At 66.7% G+C, this 13,697-nt stretch carries 10 protein-coding genes; 9 read left to right on the plus strand and 1 reads right to left on the minus strand.

Annotated elements, in window-relative coordinates:
• Window positions 1–123 precede the first annotated feature (123 nt).
• The gene (locus tag MNAB215_RS30200) at window positions 124–1,053 is read right to left on the minus strand and encodes a PirG (protein WP_245830236.1); all 930 of its coding nucleotides are present in this window, start codon (window positions 1,051–1,053) and stop codon (window positions 124–126) included.
• A 250-nt stretch (window positions 1,054–1,303) separates the two neighbouring features.
• Here MNAB215_RS30200 and glf point away from each other — a divergent pair, with 250 nt between their 5' ends.
• The 9 genes from glf to fadD32 all read left to right on the plus strand — a co-directional run bounded on the left by glf (window position 1,304) and on the right by fadD32 (window position 13,596).
• Complete coding sequence (glf, locus tag MNAB215_RS09620; RefSeq protein ID WP_077078663.1) at window positions 1,304–2,497, plus strand: UDP-galactopyranose mutase; 1,194 nt, start codon at window positions 1,304–1,306, stop codon at window positions 2,495–2,497.
• Window positions 2,494–4,392: a glycosyltransferase gene (locus tag MNAB215_RS09625; protein WP_077078664.1), complete on the plus strand. Its 1,899-nt coding sequence runs from the start codon at window positions 2,494–2,496 to the stop codon at window positions 4,390–4,392. The genes glf and MNAB215_RS09625 overlap by 4 nt, the downstream gene beginning before the upstream one ends.
• A complete protein-coding gene (locus MNAB215_RS09630; RefSeq protein WP_077078665.1) occupies window positions 4,385–4,906 on the plus strand; it encodes a phosphatase PAP2 family protein in 522 nt (173 codons plus the stop codon). The genes MNAB215_RS09625 and MNAB215_RS09630 overlap by 8 nt, the downstream gene beginning before the upstream one ends.
• A gap of 11 nt (window positions 4,907–4,917) precedes the next feature.
• Window positions 4,918–5,829 (plus strand): decaprenyl-phosphate phosphoribosyltransferase, encoded by a 912-nt coding sequence (locus tag MNAB215_RS09635; protein ID WP_077081892.1) that lies wholly within the window; start codon window positions 4,918–4,920, stop codon window positions 5,827–5,829.
• Entirely contained in the window at window positions 5,816–7,801 is a 1,986-nt protein-coding gene (aftB, locus tag MNAB215_RS09640; RefSeq protein WP_281253308.1) for a terminal beta-(1->2)-arabinofuranosyltransferase, read from the plus strand. Before MNAB215_RS09635 ends, aftB begins: the two co-directional genes overlap by 14 nt.
• A 323-nt stretch (window positions 7,802–8,124) precedes the next feature.
• A complete protein-coding gene (locus MNAB215_RS09645; protein WP_077078667.1) occupies window positions 8,125–9,165 on the plus strand; it encodes an esterase family protein in 1,041 nt (346 codons plus the stop codon).
• A gap of 154 nt (window positions 9,166–9,319) precedes the next feature.
• On the plus strand, window positions 9,320–10,234 hold the full coding sequence (locus MNAB215_RS09650; protein ID WP_108637738.1) for an esterase family protein: 915 nt from the start codon (window positions 9,320–9,322) through the stop codon (window positions 10,232–10,234).
• 140 nt (window positions 10,235–10,374) lie between these two features.
• Window positions 10,375–11,415 carry a carboxylesterase Culp6 gene (culp6, locus tag MNAB215_RS09655; protein ID WP_077078669.1) on the plus strand — a complete coding sequence of 347 codons (1,041 nt, stop codon included), beginning with the start codon at window positions 10,375–10,377 and terminating at the stop codon, window positions 11,413–11,415.
• A 288-nt stretch (window positions 11,416–11,703) separates the two neighbouring features.
• Window positions 11,704–13,596 (plus strand): long-chain-fatty-acid--AMP ligase FadD32, encoded by a 1,893-nt coding sequence (fadD32, locus tag MNAB215_RS09660; protein ID WP_077078670.1) that lies wholly within the window; start codon window positions 11,704–11,706, stop codon window positions 13,594–13,596.
• Window positions 13,597–13,697 lie beyond the last annotated feature (101 nt).

Here is a 13,697-nt window from a genome sequence, read left to right on the forward strand (position 1 = left end):
TCTAATGGTGTATATGAGGTGACACGTTATTTATGTGACAAAACTGTTTCGGAAACTGTTCGACGGCACCGCAGAGATCGGGTCGACTCTGCGGTGCCGTCAGGTGACAGGACCCCCGAAGTTCTAGACGGGAGGCAATGCCGGCGGCAGTGCAGCCGCCGCACCCGGAAGGGCACCCGCCGCACCCGGCAGGGCACCAGCGACGCCCGGCAGGGCACCGGGCAGAGCGCCCGCCGCACCCGGCGCGCCGCCATGCGCGGCCTGCATGATGGCCGGCATCACCAGGCCCTTGAGCAGGTCGATGGCCTGGCCGGCGCCCAGCTGGTTGGCGGCTTGCATCACGTCGTTGACGAGCCCGCCGCTACCGCCGCTGCCGGCGCCGCCACCGCCGCCGCCGAGAGTCGACGGGTCACCCAGGATCGGGTAGGTGCCGTCGGCACCCGGGTCGGCGCTGATCGGCACCTCGCTGGGCGAGAAACCGGTGCCACCGGGCGTCAGGCCGGCCGGGCTGGTCAGCCCGGGGTTGGCCAGGGCCGGGTTAAGGCCGGTGCCCGGCGTCTGCGTCAGTGCACCAGGCGTGGTGAGCCCCGGCGTCCCGGGCACGCCCGGTGTCCCGGGCAGGCCAGGGTTGGACAGACCTGGGCTGGTCAGCCCCGGGGTGCCCAAGCCAGGACTGGTCAGCCCCGGAGTGCCAAGGGCCGGGCTGGCGCCCAGGCCAGGACTCGCCAGGCCGGGGCTGGTCAGCCCCGAGGTACCGAGTCCGGGGCTGGTCAGGCCGGTGGTACCCAGGCCGCCAGCACCGCCGGAGGTCCCACTCAGGGCGGGAATCGGCGGCAGGTTGACCCCGAACTGCGACAAGCCCTGCGAGAGCGCGCCCATCAGCTCATTGGGCAGGTCGGTCATGACCGCCGCCTGCTTGAACTCGTGGTGCTCGACAGGCTTGGGGCCCGAAGTTGATTCGTAAACAAGGAAGTATGCGCAAGGACTCGCCACTGCCAGGGCGGCAACCGCGCTCATGGCTGTGGAGAGCTTGCGACGGCGTCGGTTCGGCACGGAAGTCTCCTCAATCTGTGTTTTCTGTCCGTGTGCCCTGCCGGTCCGTTCCGGCAAGAACCACACAAAGTCGATGGTACGAGTGGGAGCCGTGTTACTAGAGTGACGATATTGAATCGTGAGGCAATCGCGATGAAGCCGGTTCTAACCGTTTCCAGATCGTTGAAGACGCGACTTACGTGTGCGAACGCCACCCTCAAGCCTCGCCAGATGGGGTTCCGCCCCTGCGGTCGGATACCCTAGGCAACCGATGACCGCTCGTTTTGACCTCCTCGTCGTCGGCTCTGGATTCTTCGGTCTGACCATCGCCGAACGCGTGGCCAGCCAACTCGGAAAGCGCGTGCTGATCGTCGAGCGACGACCGCACATCGGTGGCAACGCGTATTCCGAAGCCGAGCCGCAGACCGGTATCGAAATACACAAGTACGGAGCGCACCTCTTCCACACCTCGAACAAGAGGGTCTGGGACTACGTGTCCCAGTTCACCGATTTCACCGACTACCGGCATCGCGTGTTCGCGATGCACAACGGGCAGGCCTACCAGTTCCCCATGGGGCTGGGCCTGGTGTCGCAGTTCTTCGGCAAGTACTTCACCCCCGACGAAGCGCGACGGCTCATCGCCGAGCAGGCCGCCGAAATCGATGCGGCGGACGCGCAAAACCTCGAGGAAAAGGCCATCTCGCTGATCGGCCGCCCGCTCTACGAGGCATTCGTCAAGGGATACACGGCCAAGCAGTGGCAAACCGACCCCAAGGAACTGCCCGCGGCCAACATCACCCGGCTGCCGGTGCGCTACACCTTCGACAACCGGTACTTCAGCGACACCTACGAAGGCCTGCCGGTCGACGGCTACACCGCATGGCTGGAAAACATGGCCGCCGACGACCGCATCGAGGTCCGGCTGAACACCGACTGGTTCGAGGTCCGCGATCAGCTGCGTGCGGACAGTCCCGAGGCTCCGGTTGTGTACACCGGTCCGATCGACCGCTACTTCGACTACGCCGAGGGCCGGCTCGGCTGGCGCACACTGGACTTCGACGTGGAAGTGCTGCCGATCGGGGATTTCCAGGGCACGCCGGTGATGAACTACAACGATCTCGACGTGCCCTACACCCGTATCCACGAGTTCCGGCACTTCCACGCCGAGCGCGACTACCCGGCCGACAAGACGGTGATCATGCGGGAGTACTCCCGTTTCGCCGACGATGACGACGAGCCCTACTATCCGATCAATACCGAGGCAGACCGCGCCCTGTTGGCCGCCTACAGAGCGCGGGCGAAGTCCGAGACCGTTTCGTCGAAGGTGCTGTTCGGGGGGCGGCTTGGCACCTACCAATATCTGGATATGCACATGGCCATCGCGAGTGCGCTGAACATGTACGACAACACCCTCGCGCCACACCTGCGCGACGGCACACCACTGGAGGAAGGCGCGCACCGATGACCGCCGTGAGCCTGCTGTACCGAATCATCCTGCCGCGGCCGGGTGAACCGCTCGACGTCCGGAAGCTGTACCTGGAGGAGTCGACCACCAACTCGCGGCGCGCGCATGCGACCAGCCGCACCTCGTTGCAGATCGGCAAAGAGTCCGAGGTCTCGTTCGCCACCTACTTCAACGCCTTCCCGGCCAGCTACTGGCGCCGCTGGTCGATCTGCAAATCGGTGGTGCTACGGGTCGAGCTCACTGGAACCGGCCGCGTAGACATGTACCGGACCAAGGCCACGGGGGTGCGGATCTCCGTGGAGGGCCGCCAGTTCGTCGGCACCGACGATCAGCCGGCCGTCGTCGAGTTGGAGGTGCCGCTCAAGTCGTTCGAGGACGGCGGTTGGATCTGGTTCGACATCACCACCGACACCGCGGTCAGCCTGGTCAGCGGCGGCTGGTATGCGACCGAGCCCGCTCCGGGCACGGCCAACATCGCCGTCGGCATCCCGACGTTCAACCGCCCCGCCGACTGCGTCAATGCGCTGGCCGACCTCACCGCAGATCCCTTGGTGGACAAGGTAATCGGTGCGGTGATTGTCCCGGACCAGGGCACGCGCAAAGTGCGCGACCACCCGGACTTCGCGGCGGCTGCCGCAGGGCTGGGTAATCGCCTGTCCATCCATAACCAGCCCAACCTCGGCGGCTCCGGCGGCTACAGCCGGGTGATGTACGAGGCGCTGAAAAACACGGACTGCCAACAGATCCTGTTCATGGACGACGACATTCGCATCGAGCCGGACACCATCCTGCGGGTGCTGGCGATGAACCGGTTCGCCAAGACGCCGATGCTGATCGGTGGTCAGATGCTCAACCTGCAGGAGCCGTCGCACCTGCACATCATGGGCGAGGTCGTCAACCAGTCGAACTTCATGTGGACGGCCGCGCCACACGCCGAGTACGACCATGACTTCGCCGAATACCCGTTGAGCGACAAGAACGATCGCAGCGCGCTGCTGCACCGGCGCATCGACGTCGACTTCAACGGGTGGTGGACGTGCATGATCCCGCGGCAGGTCGCCGAGGAGCTGGGACAGCCGCTGCCGCTGTTCATCAAATGGGACGACGCCGAATACGGGCTGCGCGCCGGCGAACATGGCTACCCGACTGTCACGCTGCCCGGCGCCGCGATCTGGCACATGGCCTGGAGCGACAAAGACGACGCGATCGACTGGCAGGCCTACTTCCATCTGCGCAACCGGCTCGTGGTCGCGGCGCTGCACTGGGATGGTGACATCACCGGCCTGGTCCGCAGCCACCTCAAGGCGACGCTGAAACACCTTGCCTGCCTTGAGTATTCAACAGTGGCAATTCAGAACAGGGCCATCGACGACTTCCTTGCGGGCCCGGAGCACATCTTCTCGATCCTGGAATCCGCGCTGCCCGAAGTGCACCGGCTACGCAAGGAATTCCCCGATGCCGTCGTCTTGCCGGCGGCCAGCGAACTGCCGGCACCGTCGCACCAAAGCAAAGCGATGAAGCCACCGGTCAACCCCCTGTCCGTCGGTTACCGGCTGGCCCGCGGGATCGTGCACAACCTCACGACGGCCGACCCGGAAACTCGTCAGCGGCCGGAATTCAACGTGCCGACCCAGGACGCGCGCTGGTTCCGGCTGTGCACGGTCGACGGTGTCACCGTGACTACCGCCGATGGCTGCGGCGTCGTCTACCGGCAGCGCGACCGGGCCAAGATGTTCGCGCTGCTGTTCGCCTCGCTGCGGCGTCAGCGTCAGCTGTTGAGCCGGTTCGACGAGATGCGCAGGGTGTACCGGAGCGCATTGCCGGTGCTGTCCAGCAAACAGAAGTGGGAGACGGCGCTGTTGCCGGCCGCCGGCAAAGAGTCACAACATGCCTGAACCGGCGACGCCGCGCGGCGAAGTGGCCGCGCTGGTCGCCATTCAGGCGGCGCTGACCGACCGCCCCGGCGTGCTGAGCACCGCGCGCGGGCTGTCGCACTTCGGTGAACACAGCGTCGGCTGGCTGCTCGTCGAGCTGCTCGGGGCGTTGTTGAAGGAGCGCCGCCGCCGCGAATGGCTGGTGGCCGTTGCCGGCACTTTCGCCGCTCACGCGGCCGCGGTGCTGCTCAAGCGGGTGGTGCGGCGCAAACGCCCACATGATCCGGCCGTCGCCGTCAACGTCGGCACGCCGAGTGCGCTGAGCTTCCCGTCCGCGCACGCGACGTCCACCACCGCGGCGGCCATCCTGATGGGGCGGGCCACCGGGCTGCCACTGCCCGTGGTGCTCGTCCCGCCGATGGCGTTGTCACGGCTGGTGCTGGGAGTGCACTATCCCAGTGACGTTGTCTTCGGCGTGGCGCTCGGCGCTGCCGTCGCCCGCCTTGCACTCTGGCTCGATAGAGCGTCGAGATAGGTGTGACCGAAATGAGCGAAGACGTGGCGACCGGCCAACCGCCGGCAAACCTGATCACCGGCGTGGTCAAGGCGATGCGCCCGCGCCAGTGGGTGAAGAACGTACTGGTGCTGCTCGCGCCGGTGGCCGCGCTGGGCGGCCCGGTCCACTACGACTACGCCAAGGTGCTGATCGAAGTCTCGGTGGCCTTCGTGGTGTTCAGCCTGGGCGCGTCATCGATATACCTGATCAACGACGCGCGCGACGTCGAAGCCGACCGCGCCCACCCCACCAAGAGGTTCCGCCCGATCGCGGCCGGCGTGGTGCCCGAATGGCTGGCCTACACCCTGGCGGCGGTGCTGGGGGTGGCCTCGCTGGCCATCGGCTGGTGGCTCACTCCCAACCTGGCGCTGGTGATGGCCGTCTACATCGCCATCCAGCTGGCGTACTGCTTTGGCCTCAAACACCAAGCGGTGATGGACATCTGCATCGTGTCGTCGGCGTATCTGATTCGGGCCATCGCCGGGGGCGCGGCCACCAATATCCACCTGACCCAGTGGTTCCTGCTGATGATGGCGTTCGGCTCGCTGTTCATGACGGCCGGCAAGCGCTATGCCGAGCTGCAACTGGCCGAGCGCACCGGAGCCAAGATCCGTAAGTCGCTGGAAAGCTACACCAGCACTTATCTGCGCTTCGTCTGGACGCTGTCGGCCACCGCGGTGGTGGTCTGCTACGGGCTGTGGGCCTTCGACAAGGAACACGGCGAGGCGAGCTGGTTCGTGGTGTCCATGGTCCCGTTCACCATCGCGATCCTGCGCTATGCGGTTGACGTCGACGGCGGGCTGGCCGGAGAACCCGAAGACATCGTGCTGCGCGACCGGGTGTTCCAGCTGCTGGCGCTGACGTGGATCGCGACAATTGGTGCCGCCGTTGCCTTCGGCTAGCCCCGGTCTGGAGGCCATCAAGCGTGAGGTGATGCGGCGCCGGCCGATGGTCAGGCGGTTCGGTCGTCCGGCCTTCCGGTACGACAGGACGGTTCGGGTCAGCCTCGGCATCAGCGTGGCGTTGGTGGTGCTGCTGTTCGGCTGGGGCGCATGGCAGCGCCGCTGGATCGCCGACGACGGCCTGATCGTGCTGCGCACGGTGCGCAACCTGCTGGCCGGCAACGGGCCGGTCTTCAACCAGGGCGAGCGGGTCGAGGCCAACACCTCCACGGCATGGACCTATCTGATGTACGTCGGCAGCTGGATCGGCGGCCCGATGCGCATGGAGTACGTGGCGTTGACGCTGGCCCTGGTGCTGTCGCTGCTCGGGGTGGCGCTGCTCATGCTCGGCGCCGCCCGGCTCTACGCGCCCAGCCTGCGCGGGCGCAGGGCGATCATGCTGCCCGCCGGGGCGTTGGTCTACATCGCGCTTCCGCCGGCGCGCGACTTCGCCACGTCCGGTCTGGAAAGCGGGCTGGCGCTGGCCTACCTGGGCTTGTTGTGGTGGATGATGGTGCGCTGGGCGCAGCCGCTGCGCAACCAGCCGGACAACGACGTGTTCATCGGAGCGCTGGCCTTTGTCGCGGGTTTCAGCGTGCTGGTCCGGCCCGAGCTGGCGTTGATGGGTGGGCTGGCGCTGATCATGATGCTGATCGCGGCCCGGACCTGGCGCCGGCGCCTGCTGATCGTGGTCGCCGGGGGCTTGGTGCCCGTCGCCTACCAGATCTTCCGGATGGGCTACTACGGCTTGCTCGTCCCCGGCACCGCCCTGGCGAAGGACGCCGCGGGCGACAAATGGTCGCAGGGAGCGATCTATTTCCTGAATTTCATCGGGCCCTACGCGGTCTGGCTGCCGGCCCTGCTTCTCGTCCCGCTCGGCCTGCTGCTGATGACGACGCGGCGCCGGCCGTCGTTCCTGCGCCCGATGCTGGCGCCCAACTACGGACGGCTGGCCCGCGCCGTGCAGAGCCCGCCGGCGGCTGTGGCTTTCGTCCTGGTGAGCGGGGTGCTGCAGGTGCTGTACTGGACCCGCCAAGGCGGCGATTTCATGCACGCGCGGGTGTTGCTGGCACCGCTGTTTTGTTTGCTGGCACCCGTCGCGGTCATCCCCGTGATGCTGCCCGACGGGCAGGACTATTCGCGGGAAACGGGCTATTGGCTGGCCGGTGCCGCGGGTGGGCTGTGGCTGGCCGTCGCGGGCTGGTCGCTGTGGGCAGCAAACTCGCCGGGGATGGGCGACGACGCCACCCACGTCAGCTACTCCGGCATCGTCGACGAGCGGCGCTTCTATGCGCAGGCCACCGGGCACGCCCACCCGCTGACCGCCGCCGACTACCTGGATTACCCCAGGATGGCTGCTGTGCTGACCGCGCTCGACAACACGCCGGAGGGGGCGTTGTTGCTGCCGTCCGGCAACTACACGCAATGGGATCTGGTACCCATGGCGCAGCCCGCTCCGGGCAGTTCACCGGAGAATAAGGCGCTCCAAAGACCGCAACACGCAGTCTTTTTCACCAACCTCGGCATGCTGGGGATGAACGTCGGCCTCGATGTCCGGGTAATCGACCAGATCGGCTTGGCAAATCCCCTGGCCCAGCACACCGCGCGGCTGACGCATGGCCGGATCGGGCATGACAAGAACCTCTTCCCGGACTGGGTCATCGCCGACGGGCCGTGGGTCAAGGTGTATCCGGGCATCCCGGGCTATCTGGACGCGAATTGGGTGGCCCAGGCGGTCGCGGCGCTGAAATGCCCGGCCACCAAGGCCGTCTTGGCCTCGGTGCGCGCGCCGATGTCGGTGCACCGGTTCGTGTCAAACTTCTTGCACTCCTTCGAATTCACCGGCTATCGGATCGACCGGGTTCCGCTCTACGAGCTCGCCAGGTGTGGGCTCCCGATCCCCGAACCGGGTCCGCCACCTCCGCGGGAGTGAGCACCCGCGGATAAGCCTCGGCGAGCGCCGACCGGCGCTCCTGTTGCTGCGATCCCACATTGACAGCAACATCACAATTCGGTCTCAACCAGCTGGCCACTCCGCCCTAACACATGCGGAAACGCGGTTCTACGTGCGTGTGTTTGGTCTGAAAACCTTTGGGGAAGAGAACCGAGGCACAGTTTGCGCGGTCTCCTCGATGTGAGCGGACGACCGATGGTGTGGTTGACTACACGAGACTGCTGCGGAGATCGCATTGCAGTTCGACCCAAATCAACGACGCGTCCTTATGAAGTGCGCGCCGAGAGGATGAGGAAGCAAGGATGACGTTTGTTGACAGGTTTCGCGGCGCCGTGGCTCGCATGCCACGCCGACTCGTAGTTGGAGCCGTTGGCGCGGCCCTGCTTTCGGGTCTGATCGGCGTCGTGGGGGGCCCGGCGACCGCAGGGGCGTTCTCGCGTCCGGGTCTGCCCGTGGAGTACCTGCAGGTTCCGTCGGCCGGAATGGGCCGCGACATCAAGATTCAGTTCCAGAGCGGTGGCGCCAACGCGCCCGCGGTGTACCTGCTGGACGGCATGCGCGCACAGGACGACTTCAACGGCTGGGACATCAACACCCCCGCGTTCGAGTGGTACAACCAGTCGGGACTTGCGCTGGTGATGCCGGTCGGTGGGCAGTCCAGCTTCTACTCGGACTGGTACAAGCCCGCCTGCGGTAAGGCCGGTTGCACCACCTACAAGTGGGAGACCTTCCTGACCAGCGAGCTGCCGGCCTACCTGGCGGCCAACAAGCAGGTCAGGGCCACCGGAAGCGCTGCCGTCGGTCTGTCGATGGCCGGCTCGTCGGCGCTGATCCTGGCTGCCTACCACCCCGACCAGTTCGTCTACGCCGGCTCGCTGTCGGCGCTGCTGGACCCGTCGCAGGGCATGGGCCCGTCGCTGATCGGCCTGGCCATGGGTGACGCCGGTGGCTACAAGAAGGACGACATGTGGGGCCCGTCGAGCGACCCGGCGTGGCAGCGCAACGACCCGTCGCTGCAGGTTGGCAAGCTCGTCGCGAACAACACCCGCATCTGGGTGTACTGCGGTAACGGCAAGCCGTCCGACCTCGGTGGGGACAACCTGCCCGCGAAGTTCCTGGAGGGCTTTGTGCGGACCAGCAACCTGAAGTTCCAGGACGCGTACAACGCCGCGGGCGGTCACAACGCGGTGTGGCACTTCGACGCCAACGGCACGCACGACTGGCCGTACTGGGGCTCGCAGCTGCAGGCGATGAAGCCCGACCTGCAGCAGACGCTGGGCGCGACGCCGGGCAACGGTCCGGCCACGGCAGCACCTGCCACAGCGCCTAACTCGGGCACCTAACCGACAGCGCAAGCTTGACCGCCAGCGGCGGCGATCCCTCGGGGTCGCCGCCGCTGGCAGTTGGGTCGAGTGTGGCCTATTTCACTACCCTGCGGATCGGCTGTCCTGCGGCCCTGGTTAGTGTGCAGACAGCGGTCAGACGATGGAGGTGGACATGAGGGGTTTACGGAGTCTGTCGACGTTGGCACGGATGTTCTGCGTTGCCGCTCTGTCGCTCGGGGTGGGCGGCATGGCGGTGTGTGCGGGGACCGCAGGCAAGGCCAGAGCGGCGGCTTACGAGACGCTGATGGTGCCGTCCGGCGCCATGGGCCGGTCCATCCCGGTGGCCTTCCTGGCCGGGGGGCCACACGCGGTGTATCTGCTGGATGCGTTCGACGCGGGCCCCGATGTCAGCAACTGGGTCACCGCCGGCAACGCGATGAACACCCTGGGTGGCAAGGGGGTCTCGGTGGTCGCGCCGGCGAGTGGCGCGTACAGCATGTACACCAATTGGGAACAGGACGGCAGCAAGCAGTGGGACACCTTCCTGGCCAGTGAGCTGCCGGACTGGCTGGCCGCCAACAAGGGCTTGGCGCCGGGCGGCCACGCCGCGGTGGGCGCCTCGCAGGGCGGCTATGCGTCGATGGCCCTCGCCGCCTTCCACCCGGACCGCTTCGGCTTCGCCGGCTCGCTGTCCGGGTTCCTCTACCCCTCGAACACCACCACGGGTGGGTCGATCCTGGCCGGGCTGCAGCAGTTCGGCGGCGTGGACGGCAACGGAATGTGGGGTGCCCCGCAGTTGGGCCGGTGGAAGTGGCACGACCCGTGGGTACACGCTTCGCTGCTGGCGCAGAACAACACCCGGGTGTGGGTCTGGAGTCCGACCACCATGGATGCCAGTGATCCGGCCGCGATGATCGGCCAGGCCGGCGAGGCGATGGGGAACAGCCGGATGTTCTACCAGCAATATCGCAGCGTAGGCGGCCACAACGGGCACTTCGACTTCCCGGGTGGCGGCGACAACGGCTGGGGCTCGTGGTCGGGACAGCTCGGCGCGATGTCCGGCGATATTGTCGGCGCCATCCGGTAGCGGCGGAGCCGGGCGAAGCGGGTCGCCGCCGGACTGGTCCGGTCGGGAGCGCCGGTACCGTGTAATGAATGCAGCAGAGGGCGGAACGGCCGCTTGTTTGTCTCCAAGCTGCGAGTGACCGAATCTGCTAGCAGGAGAACATGCCCACCCCCAAAGCTGGCAAGGCCAGGAAAAGCGCGAAGGCCCAGAACAAGCATCGCCGGGTCCTAGCCTGGGCGGCCGCCCTGTCCATGGCGGTGGTGGTGTTGCTGGTGATCGTCGCGGTGGTGACCATGTTGCGCAGCAACGAAGCACCGCCCAGCGCGGTACCGCCGGGCGTTCTGCCGCCGTCGTCGACGGCGACCCACCCGCACAAGCCGCGTCCGGCGTCTCAGGACGCGTCCTGCCCCGACGTGCAATTGATCGTCGTGCCGGGCACCTGGGAGTCGTCCCTGCAAGACGATCCGCTGAACCCGGTGCAGTTTCCGAATGCGTTGCTGCACAAAGACACTCTGGAGATCGCCCAGCAGTTCCCGTCGTCTCGCCTGCAGGTGTACACCGTCCCCTACACGGCGCAGTTCAACAATCCGCTCGGCGGCGTCAAGCAGATGTCGTACAACGAAAGCCGCGCGGAAGGCACCCGCGCGATGGTCCAGGCGCTGACCGACATGAACACCAAATGCCCGTTGACCAGCTACGTGCTGCTGGGCTTTTCACAGGGCGCGGTGATCGCCGGCGACATCGCCAGCGATATCGGCAACGGGCGCGGACCCATCGACGACGACCTGGTGCTGGGCGTGACGCTGATCGCCGACGGGCGTCGCCAGCAGGGGGTCGGCAACGATATCGGGCCGAACCCGCCGGGCGAGGGCGCCGAGGTGACCCTGCACGAGGTCCCGGTGCTGTCCGGGCTCGGTCTGACCATGACGGGTGCGCGACCAGGCGGCTTCGGCACGCTGAACGACAAGACCAACGAAATCTGTGCCCCGGGTGACCTGATCTGCGCCGCCCCGCAGGAAGCGTTCAGCGTCGCGAACCTGCCGAACACGCTGAACACGCTGGCCGGCGGCGCCGGGCAGCCGGTGCACGCGCTGTATGCCACCATTCAGTGCTGGAGCCTGGACGGGGCGCCGGCGACGGATTGGGCGTTGAACTGGGCGCGCGGCCTCATCGAAAACGCGCCGCATCCCAAACATGGGTGATCGTCCGCGTGCGGGAGTGGCCCCGGCAGCGGGACACAGCCGCTAGGTAGGCGGTACTGGGCGGTATCGGCGGTACCTTGAGATTTGGTCTGCCGGGCGCTGCCCCTTAACATTAAGAAAAAATTAAGAGGCATAAGAGTTTGGTGGTTGTTCCCGATCGGGTGGAGGCTTGCACGGCCGCGCGAAACGCGGCGGGCAGGGCGCGCGCAGGGGAAACCGTCGGCGAGGCCGGCACTAGCACCGTCGGCGTAGCTGACTGGCGAGCGTTGTAAATAGGAGAGGGCGGCAATGGCGTACCACAACCCGTTCATCGTGAACGGAAAGATCAAGTTCCCGGAGAATACGAACTTGGTCAAGCACGTCGAGAAATGGGCGAAGGTTCGTGGCAGCAAGCTGGCCTATCGATTCATCGACTACTCCACCGAGCGCGATGGCGTCGAGCGCGACATCGTGTGGTCGGACTTCAGCGCCCGCAACCGTGCCGTGGGTGCCCGTCTGCAGCAGGTCACCCAGCCCGGTGACCGGATCGCCATCCTGTGCCCGCAGAACCTGGACTACCTCATCGCCTTCTTCGGCGCCCTCTACGCCGGCCGGATCGCGGTGCCGCTGTTCGACCCGGCCGAGCCAGGACATATCGGCCGGCTGCACGCGGTGCTCGACGACTGCACCCCGTCGACGATCCTGACCACGACCGACGCCGCCGAAGGCGTCCGAAAGTTCATCCGTGCCCGCGCCGCCAAGGAACGGCCCCGCGTCATCGCCGTCGACGCGGTGCCCGCCGAGGTTGCCGTCACCTGGCTCGAGCCTGAAGCCGACGCATCCACCATCGCTTACCTGCAGTACACCTCGGGGTCCACCCGCACACCGACCGGCGTACAGATCAGCCACCTGAACCTGCCCACCAATGTGCTGCAGACGCTGGTCGCCCTCGAGGGTGCCGAAGGCGACCGCGGCCTGTCCTGGCTTCCCCTCTTCCACGATATGGGCCTGATCACGGCGCTGTGCGCCCCGGTGCTCGGCCAAAGCTTCACCTTTATGACGCCTGCCGCGTTCGTGCGCCGGCCCGGCCGCTGGATCCGCGAACTCGCGCGTAAGCCCGGCGAGACCGGTGGCGTCTTCTCCGCCGCGCCTAACTTCGCCTTCGAACACGCGGCCGTCCGAGGCCTGCCCCGCGACGACGAGCCGCCCCTGGACCTCAGCAACGTCAAAGGCATCCTCAACGGCAGCGAGCCGGTATCCCCGGCCTCGATGCGCAAGTTTTACGAGGCATTCGCGCCCTACGGTTTGCCCAAGACGGCAATCAAGCCTTCCTACGGACTGGCCGAGGCGACCCTGTTCGTTTCGACCACCCCGGCGAACGAGCCGCCGACGGTCATCCACGTCGACCGGGACGAGCTGAACAACCAGCGCTTCGTCGAGGTGGCTCCCGACGCGCCCACTGCCGTCGCGCAGGTATCCGCAGGAAAGGTCGGCGTCGACGAGTGGGCGGTCATCGTCGACCCCGACACCGCCAGCGAGGTGCCGGACGGACAGGTCGGTGAGATCTGGTTGCACGGCAACAACCTGGGCCTCGGCTACTGGGGCAGGGAAGAAGAGAGCGCCCACACCTTCCGCAACATCCTCAAGTCGCGCGTCAGCCAGTCGCACGCCGAGGGTGCCGCCGACGACGGGCTCTGGGTCCGTACCGGCGACTACGGCACCTACTTCAACGGCGACCTCTATATAGCGGGGCGCATCAAGGACCTCGTCATCGTCGACGGCCGTAACCACTACCCACAGGACCTCGAGTACTCGGCGCAGGAGGCCAGCAAGGCGCTGCGCACCGGATACGTGGCCGCCTTCTCGGTCCCGGCCAACCAGCTGCCGCAGACGGTGTTCGACAACCCGCACGTCGGGCTGAAGTTCGACCCGGACGACACCTCCGAGCAGCTGGTCATCGTCGCCGAGCGCGCCGCAGGCACGCACAAGCTCGAATACCAGCCCATCGCCGACGACATTCGGGCGGCCATCGCCGTACGCCATGGCGTGACCGTCCGTGACCTGCTGCTGGTGCAGTCGGGGACCATTCCCCGTACGTCCAGCGGCAAGATCGGGCACCGTGCCTGCCGCGCCGCCTACCTTGACGGCAGTCTGCGCAGCGGTATCGGTTCCCCGACCGCTTTCGCCAGTGCCACCGACTGAATCCAGGAACCATGGCTGACACCGAATCTGACCTGCCCGACAACTCCGACCACTCCGACCAACCTGAACCCGTCGTTCGCGGGGAGGTGCCGGCCAAGAGG

Origin of the sequence: Mycobacterium numidiamassiliense (assembly GCF_900157365.1) — a bacterium.
Taxonomy (GTDB): Bacteria; Actinomycetota; Actinomycetes; order Mycobacteriales; family Mycobacteriaceae; genus Mycobacterium; species Mycobacterium numidiamassiliense.

Bases quoted from the DNA above. Each gene is read 5' to 3' on its own strand.
- glf (WP_077078663.1), top strand. From the start codon at position 1,304: ATGACCGCTCGTTTTGACCTCCTCGTCGTCGGCTCTGGATTCTTCGGT.
- MNAB215_RS09625 (WP_077078664.1), top strand. From the start codon at position 2,494: ATGACCGCCGTGAGCCTGCTGTACCGAATCATCCTGCCGCGGCCGGGT.
- MNAB215_RS09630 (WP_077078665.1), top strand. From the start codon at position 4,385: ATGCCTGAACCGGCGACGCCGCGCGGCGAAGTGGCCGCGCTGGTCGCC.
- MNAB215_RS09635 (WP_077081892.1), top strand. From the start codon at position 4,918: ATGAGCGAAGACGTGGCGACCGGCCAACCGCCGGCAAACCTGATCACC.
- MNAB215_RS09645 (WP_077078667.1), top strand. From the start codon at position 8,125: ATGACGTTTGTTGACAGGTTTCGCGGCGCCGTGGCTCGCATGCCACGC.
- MNAB215_RS09650 (WP_108637738.1), top strand. From the start codon at position 9,320: ATGAGGGGTTTACGGAGTCTGTCGACGTTGGCACGGATGTTCTGCGTT.
- culp6 (WP_077078669.1), top strand. From the start codon at position 10,375: ATGCCCACCCCCAAAGCTGGCAAGGCCAGGAAAAGCGCGAAGGCCCAG.
- fadD32 (WP_077078670.1), top strand. From the start codon at position 11,704: ATGGCGTACCACAACCCGTTCATCGTGAACGGAAAGATCAAGTTCCCG.